The following is a 6,413-nucleotide window of genomic DNA, read 5'->3' on the forward strand; positions in this document are numbered from 1 at the left end:
CCGCGGGGGCTCCTTAGGCTGGAGGGGTGGCATCCGTTCTCAACATCTCGGCGTACCTCTTCACACGCATCGACGACGCGGGCGAGCTGCGCCCGCTGCTGCGTGAGCGCGCGGTCGCTGGCGGATTGAAGGGGACGATCCTGCTCGCCGAGGAGGGGATCAACCTCTTCCTCGCGGGTGACGCCGAGGGGGTGCGCGGCTTCGTCGCCGCGCTGCGGGAGGATCCGCGCTTCGCCGCGCTCGCGACGAAGGAGAGCTGGTCGGACGCGCAGCCGTTCGGCAAGATGCTCGTCAAGGTCAAGCGCGAGATCATCCGCATGGACCACCCCACCATCCGCCCCGAGGGCAATCGCGCGCCCGCCGTCGCGCCCGCGACGCTCCGCCGGTGGCTCGACAGCGGTCACGACGATGACGGCCGCGAGGTCGTGCTGCTCGACACCCGCAACGCCTTCGAGGTCGACTACGGCGCCTTCGACGGCGCTCTCGACTGGCGCATCGAGCGGTTCACGCAGTTCCCGGATGCCGCGGCCGCCGCGGCATCCGACCTCGAAGGCAAGACCGTCGTGAGTTACTGCACTGGCGGCATCCGGTGCGAGAAGGCGGCGATCTACCTGCGCGAGGCGGGCGTCGAGGCCTACCAGCTGGACGGCGGCATCCTGGGCTACTTCGAGCACGTGGGCGGCGACCACTGGAGCGGCGACTGCTTCGTGTTCGACGAGCGGGAGGCTCTGACGCCGGGCCTCGCCCCGCGGTCGGGAGCCCTCGCATGACCGCGCAGGAACCAGCGGCCGCTCCTCGTCCCGTCGGCCGCGCCGCGGTCCTGGGCGCGCTCGGCGTCGATGCCGTCTTGGTGATCGCGTTCGCCGCCATCGGTCGCGCGAGCCACGACTCCGACGTCTGGGCCGGCCTCTGGCAGACCGCCTGGCCATTCCTGGCGGGCCTCGGCATCGGCTGGCTCGTCACGCGAGCGTGGCGTGCGCCGGCGGCGCCGGTGCGCACCGGCCTGGGCGTCTGGGCGATCACCGTCGCCGGTGGGATGCTGCTGCGCTGGGTCTCGGGTCAGGGCACCGCGCCGGCGTTCATCATCGTGGCGTCGCTCACGCTGCTGGTTGCGCTCGTGGGCTGGCGGGTCATCGTCGCGATCGTGCGTCGCGTGCGCCGGCGCTGACTCGGGCGGGCTCAGGCTGTCTTGCGGAGGCCGGTCTCGATCACGATCCGGTTGCCGTCGATCACACCGGGGCCGTCTCCGGGAAGCGGGGCGGGTGCCGGCGTGATCTGCTCCGCCTCCCACACCGCGCGGGCGTTCTCGGCCGTCGGGTAGAAGAACTCCTCGACTCCGAGCAGCCCGCCCGACGAGTGCGCCGGCGTCTCGCCGCGCCGGCGACGTTTGTGCGTGTCGAACGAGAACCACAGGAAGTACACCGGCAGCGCGACGATCGCGGAGACGAATCCCCACACCATCGCGTCGCCCACGGTCATGCCGACAGCGTACGTCGCCTCAGCGGTGAGCGGAGGCCTGGAGGGTGACGTCGGGAGGGAACTCGGCGAACCACGCCTCGAAGGGCACTGGAGTCCCGTCGCCGGGCACCTCGTCGACATACGTCGTGGCGGCGCGCACGATGCGGCCGTCGATCGCCCGGGCGACCACGGTGACGGCGACGTAGCGCTGATCATCGGCGAAGCGCCCGCTCACGGTGCCGGTCGCCGTGCCCGGCGGGGTGCGCGTCGAGGTGCCGCCGGGATCGGGTGTGCCCGTGAGCCCGTCGACGCGGAACGAGCCGGTCTCGTCCGCCGGCGAGAGCGTCGCATGCGAGGCCTCGGGCACGGTCACTTCGAGGGTGTCGATCAGCTCTTCGCCCTCGATGGTGAAGTAGCCGACGACCGCGGTCTGGCCCGACAGCAGGGTCGCGATGGCGGTCGACGAACCGATGACGGTGCCGTCCTCGGCGTACGCCTGTGCGTCGAGGAAAGCGTCGAACACATAGTCGGCGTTCGGGTTGTCGACCACGACGACGTACCACCAGATGTCGCCGAAGTCGTGCCCGAACGCGGTCTCCGTCACCGTCGGCCGCTGGGGCGTCGGGAACTGCGCGCCGGAGTCGGGCCGGCCGTCCGTCCCCGGCGCGGCGACGCCGGGGATGGCGTAGTCGTCGTACCCGTCGCCTGTATTCGGAACGACGTCATCGCGGGAGGAAGTACTGAACGGTCCGAGCACCGAGACCACCACCACGACGGTCACCAGGCCCCCGAGGACCGACGTCGCCAGCGCGGCCGCGCCGAAGCCCTTGCCTCCCTGATTCCGGCTGAGGAGAGCGACCAGCGACAGGACGAACGCCGCGAGGAGCAGCAGGGGAGCGAGCAGACCGGCGCCCGATCCGAGCCCGACACCGACGAAGAGCAGAAGTACCCCGGCACCGGCGAGGACCAGCGCGACGATGGCGAGCGCCTTGGGCCGGCTGTCGCGGCCTCCGGGCACCGGGTACACCGGTCCGGGCGGTGCCGTCGGGGAGCCGGGCGCAGCAGGGTACGCCGAAGTGGTGGGGTGGCCGGGCGCGACGGGGTCGCCGGGTGCCCGGGCCGCGCCGTCCCACGCGTAGGGCGGGAGCAGGTGGTCGGCTCCGCGCGGATCCGTGCCGGCGAGCCCGTAGCCGTGCGGCGCTGCGTACGGGCCCGGGGTGCCCGACGCAGTCGGCGAGGGCGGGGCGTCGCCGGGTTCCGGTGCCGCGTACGCCGGAACCGCGTACTGCGGCGCGTCGAGGTCGGGTGTGCGATAGCGCCGCGGGGCTGGCGCGCCGTCAGGATTCGAGGCGTTCGCGGGGTCGCCCGGCGTCGCCGCGTCGGCGGCGTCGCCCGGAGGCAGGGGATCGGACATGAGGCTCCTGTTCGCGGTCTCCTGGGTGCCCAACCTAGCGAAGGTGCGTCCCGCCCGCGGTAGGGCGACTCGGGCGAGCGGAGACGACGACAGCGCCCCCTGCACAGCCCTGGGCGGGCGACGCAGGAGGCGCTGTCGGTGGTTTCGCGGTGTCAGCTCAGGCCGTTGGCGGCGAGCCAATCCTTGGCGATGTCTTCGGACGAGCGCTGGTCCACGGTCGATTCGACATTCAGCGCGACGAGGCCCTCGGGCGTCAGCGCGGCACTCACCGCGTTGATCACGTCGGCGATCTCGTCGGCGACATCGGCGTTGACGACGGGGACGACGTTCGACGCGAGGAAGAGGCCCTTCGGGTCTTCGAGCGTCACCAGATCGTCGGTCTTGATGCGGGGGTCGGCGCTGTAGACGTTCGCCACCTGGATGTTGCCGGCGACCAGCTCATCGACGGTGGTGTCAGCGGTGGCGTTGAAGCTCACGTCGACGTTGTACAGATCCTTGAGACCCTTCGGACCGTACGGCCGCTCCTCGAGCTCGGGCGCCCCACCCAGCACGAGGCCCTCGATGCCGACGAGGTCGGCGATCGAGGTGAGGCTGTGCTCCTTGGCGAACGCGGCGGTGACGTTGTACGAGTCCTGATCCGTCGCCGGCGACTGGTCGAGCACGGTCAGGCCGTCGGGCAGCGCATCCTTGAGGGCCGCGTAGACGTCATCCGACGTCGTGGCCGTCGTCTGAGGATCGAAGAACTGCAGCAGATTGCCGGTGTACTCGGGGAACAGGTCGATGGATCCGTCTTCGAGCGAGGGGATGTACGTGTCGCGCTGGCCGATGTTGAAGTTGCGCTCAACCGTGAAGCCGGCGCCCTCCAGCGCTTGCGCGTAGATCTCGGCGATGATCTCGTTCGAGTAGTACGCCTGCGAGCCGATGACGATCGTCGATGAGTCGGGCGTGGAGCCGCTGTCGGTGCTGTCGCCGCCGAGCGGGTCGCTCGAGGCGCAGCCCGCAAGGGCGAGTGCCGCGACGGCGGTTCCGGCAAGGGCGGCCGCGAGGCGGGTTCGTGCTGTGGACATTGTCGTACCTCCGGTGTGGTGGTGAGGGATCAGTGGGAGACCTGCAGCGAGCGGACCGTTTCGGTGCGGGTGGCTCGTGACGGCCGACGACGCGGGCCGTCGGTGCGTGGCACGGCGAAGCGGGCGAGCAGAGCGAAGAGTCCGTCGAGGACGAGCGCGAGGGCTACGACGATGATCGAGGCCCCCAGGATCTCTGCGAAGTCGCGCAGCGCGATTCCCTGGAGGATGTAGAACCCGAGGCCGCCCACCCCGATATACGCGCCGATGGTCACCGTGGCGACCACCTGCAGCGTCGCGGAGCGGAAACCGCCGATGAGGAGAGAGAGTCCGAGAGGCACTTCGATCCGGAACAGGATCTGCCACTGGGTCATTCCCATCGCGCGGCCGGCGTCGATCACAGCGCGGTCGATCGCCTCGATGCCGGCATACGCTCCGGCGAGGATCGACGGGATGGCGAGCACCACGAACGCGGCGACTGCGGCCTCGGTCTTGAGCGTGACCCCGAACAGCAGATACAGGAGTACGACGAGCCCGAGGGCGGGCAGTGCGCGGGCAGCCCCTGAAAGGAACACCGCTACCTCGCGACCCTTGCCCGTGTGACCGATGAGCCAGCCGATGGGGACTGCGATCACGGCCGCGATCGCAACCGAGCCGAACGTATAGGCGAGGTGCTGGGCGATGGCGGTCGGCAGCGGCAGGGAGCCCGTCAACCGTGCGGGGGAGAAGATCCAGGCGAACGCGTCCGCGAGCAGGTTCATGCGGTCACCGCCCGGAGCCTGGCGCGGCGCGGCGTGGTGATCCGCCGGGTCCACGGCATGAGTGCGCGGCCCACCAGTATGAGCAGGAGGTCGATGACGACCGCGATCACGACGACGGCGACGACGCCTGCGAACACCTCGGCGAGGATGCGGCGCTGCGACCCGTTCGTGAAGAGATAGCCCAGGTTCTGTACGCCGATCAGCGCTCCGACGGTCGCCAGCGAGATCGTGGACATCGCCGTCACGCGCAACCCCGCGAGCACCACGGGTCCGGCGAGGGGGAAGTCCACCGTCCAGAAACGTCGCCAGGGGCCGAAGCCGACCGCGACCGCGGCGGACCTCGTGCCGGCGTCGACCGAGGCGAGTCCGTCCGTGACGGATCGGGTCAGGATCGCCACGGCGTAGATCGTGAGCGCGACGATGAGATTCAGCTCGGACTGGTAGGGGATTCCGAACAGTGTCGTGAGCAGGGCGAAGAGCGCGAACGACGGGATCGTGAACAGCAGCCCGACGACGGTGAGGATGGTGCCTCGAAGCCGTGTGTACCGGAAGGCCAGCCACCCGAGCGGCACCGACAGGATGAAGCCCGCGATGATGGCGATGGCGCTCTGCCGCAGATGATCGAGTGTCAGCGCCCAGATCAGGTCGACGTTGTCGGCGACCCAGCTCACGGCTCGTCCTCCACGAGCACGCCCTGCGTGCGGCCGGCGTCGTCGACGAGCACCGTGCCGCGCGCGGTGCGCTTGGCGCGCAGCGCCCGCGTGCCGCGCTCGACGCCGATGAAGTCGGCGACGAAGTCGCTCGCCGGGTTCTCGATGATCTCGCTGGGGCTGCCGATCTGCGCGATGCGCGCGCCCTTCTCGAGGATCACCACCTGGTCGCCGAGCAGGAACGCCTCGTCGATGTCGTGGGTGACGAAGACGATCGTCTTGTCGAGCTCTTTCTGCAGGCGGAGCGTCTCGGTCTGCAGTTCGCGACGCACGATGGGGTCGACGGCGCCGAAGGGCTCGTCCATCAAGAGGATGTTCGGGTCGACGGCGAGGGCGCGGGCGACGCCCACGCGCTGCTGCTGACCGCCGGACAGCTGACTCGGATACCGCTTGGCAAGGCCGCGCTCGAGACCCACGACATCCATCAGCTCGAGAGCCCGCTCGCGCGCCTTCGCCTTCGGGACGCCGTTCAGCACCGGCACCGTCGCGATGTTGTCGATGACGGAGAAGTGGGGGAGCAGGCCGGCGTTCTGCAGCACGTAGCCGATGCCCCGGCGCAGCGTGACGGGGTCGCGCTCCGAGATCGGCTCGTCGTCGATCGTGATGATCCCGCCGGTCGGATCCACCAGGCGGTTGATCATGCGCAGCAATGTCGTCTTGCCGCTGCCGGACGAGCCGACGAGCACCGTGGTCTTGTGCGCGGGCATGAGCACGCTGAAGTCCTCGACGGCGGCCGTGCCATCGGGATATCGCTTCGAGACCCCACGGAATTCGATCGCCATGCTGCCCTTTCGGCCGGGGTTCCCAGATAACCACAGCCCTCGGACATGACGGCGGCGCTGGACAGAGGACGTAACCTGCGCCATCCTTCCGCCTGTGTGCGCTGCCGGCAAGGACGTCGCCGGTGTCATCGCCGGCCGCTACGTTAGGGCGCATGACTGCTCGGGAGTACGACCTCATCGTGATCGGCGGCGGCCCTGTCGGCGAGAACGTCGCCGACAGGGCG

8 protein-coding genes are annotated in these 6,413 nt (G+C 70.0%); 2 read left to right on the forward strand and 6 right to left on the reverse strand.

Annotated elements, in window-relative coordinates; all coding sequences use genetic code 11:
• The first annotated feature begins 26 nt into the window (after positions 1 to 26).
• Together ACLBXX_RS18850 and ACLBXX_RS18855 are read left to right on the forward strand one after the other, a co-directional pair.
• Positions 27 to 770, forward strand: coding sequence for a sulfurtransferase (locus ACLBXX_RS18850; RefSeq protein WP_447659284.1), 744 nt, complete (start codon positions 27 to 29; stop codon positions 768 to 770).
• Positions 767 to 1,168 (forward strand): DUF3054 domain-containing protein, encoded by a 402-nt coding sequence (locus ACLBXX_RS18855; RefSeq protein ID WP_447659285.1) that lies wholly within the window; start codon positions 767 to 769, stop codon positions 1,166 to 1,168. The genes ACLBXX_RS18850 and ACLBXX_RS18855 overlap by 4 nt, the downstream gene beginning before the upstream one ends.
• An 11-nt stretch (positions 1,169 to 1,179) precedes the next feature.
• On the opposite strand, the gene ACLBXX_RS18860 is transcribed toward ACLBXX_RS18855, so the two are convergent.
• From ACLBXX_RS18860 to ACLBXX_RS18885, 6 genes are all read right to left on the reverse strand, one after another.
• Positions 1,180 to 1,479 carry a hypothetical protein gene (locus ACLBXX_RS18860; protein WP_447659286.1) on the reverse strand — a complete coding sequence of 100 codons (300 nt, stop codon included), beginning with the start codon at positions 1,477 to 1,479 and terminating at the stop codon, positions 1,180 to 1,182.
• Between the two features lie 19 nt (positions 1,480 to 1,498).
• Positions 1,499 to 2,872 carry a hypothetical protein gene (locus ACLBXX_RS18865; RefSeq protein WP_447659287.1) on the reverse strand — a complete coding sequence of 458 codons (1,374 nt, stop codon included), beginning with the start codon at positions 2,870 to 2,872 and terminating at the stop codon, positions 1,499 to 1,501.
• Positions 2,873 to 3,024: 152 nt separating this feature from the next.
• Positions 3,025 to 3,939, reverse strand: a complete 915-nt coding sequence (locus ACLBXX_RS18870; protein WP_447659288.1) for an ABC transporter substrate-binding protein — start codon at positions 3,937 to 3,939, stop codon at positions 3,025 to 3,027.
• Positions 3,940 to 3,968: 29 nt separating this feature from the next.
• A complete protein-coding gene (locus tag ACLBXX_RS18875) occupies positions 3,969 to 4,697 on the reverse strand; it encodes an ABC transporter permease (RefSeq protein ID WP_447659289.1) in 729 nt (242 codons plus the stop codon).
• Complete coding sequence (locus ACLBXX_RS18880; RefSeq protein WP_447659290.1) at positions 4,694 to 5,368, reverse strand: ABC transporter permease; 675 nt, start codon at positions 5,366 to 5,368, stop codon at positions 4,694 to 4,696. Before ACLBXX_RS18880 ends, ACLBXX_RS18875 begins: the two co-directional genes overlap by 4 nt.
• Positions 5,365 to 6,189 (reverse strand): ABC transporter ATP-binding protein, encoded by an 825-nt coding sequence (locus ACLBXX_RS18885; RefSeq protein ID WP_447659291.1) that lies wholly within the window; start codon positions 6,187 to 6,189, stop codon positions 5,365 to 5,367. Before ACLBXX_RS18885 ends, ACLBXX_RS18880 begins: the two co-directional genes overlap by 4 nt.
• Between the last annotated feature and the right edge of the window lie 224 nt (positions 6,190 to 6,413).

This window comes from Microbacterium sp. C23T (assembly GCF_053345975.1).

Bases quoted from the DNA above. Each gene is read 5' to 3' on its own strand.
- ACLBXX_RS18865 (WP_447659287.1), bottom strand. From the start codon at position 2,872: ATGTCCGATCCCCTGCCTCCGGGCGACGCCGCCGACGCGGCGACGCCG.
- ACLBXX_RS18875 (WP_447659289.1), bottom strand. From the start codon at position 4,697: ATGAACCTGCTCGCGGACGCGTTCGCCTGGATCTTCTCCCCCGCACGG.
- ACLBXX_RS18870 (WP_447659288.1), bottom strand. From the start codon at position 3,939: ATGTCCACAGCACGAACCCGCCTCGCGGCCGCCCTTGCCGGAACCGCC.
- ACLBXX_RS18885 (WP_447659291.1), bottom strand. From the start codon at position 6,189: ATGGCGATCGAATTCCGTGGGGTCTCGAAGCGATATCCCGATGGCACG.
- ACLBXX_RS18855 (WP_447659285.1), top strand. From the start codon at position 767: ATGACCGCGCAGGAACCAGCGGCCGCTCCTCGTCCCGTCGGCCGCGCC.
- ACLBXX_RS18860 (WP_447659286.1), bottom strand. From the start codon at position 1,479: ATGACCGTGGGCGACGCGATGGTGTGGGGATTCGTCTCCGCGATCGTC.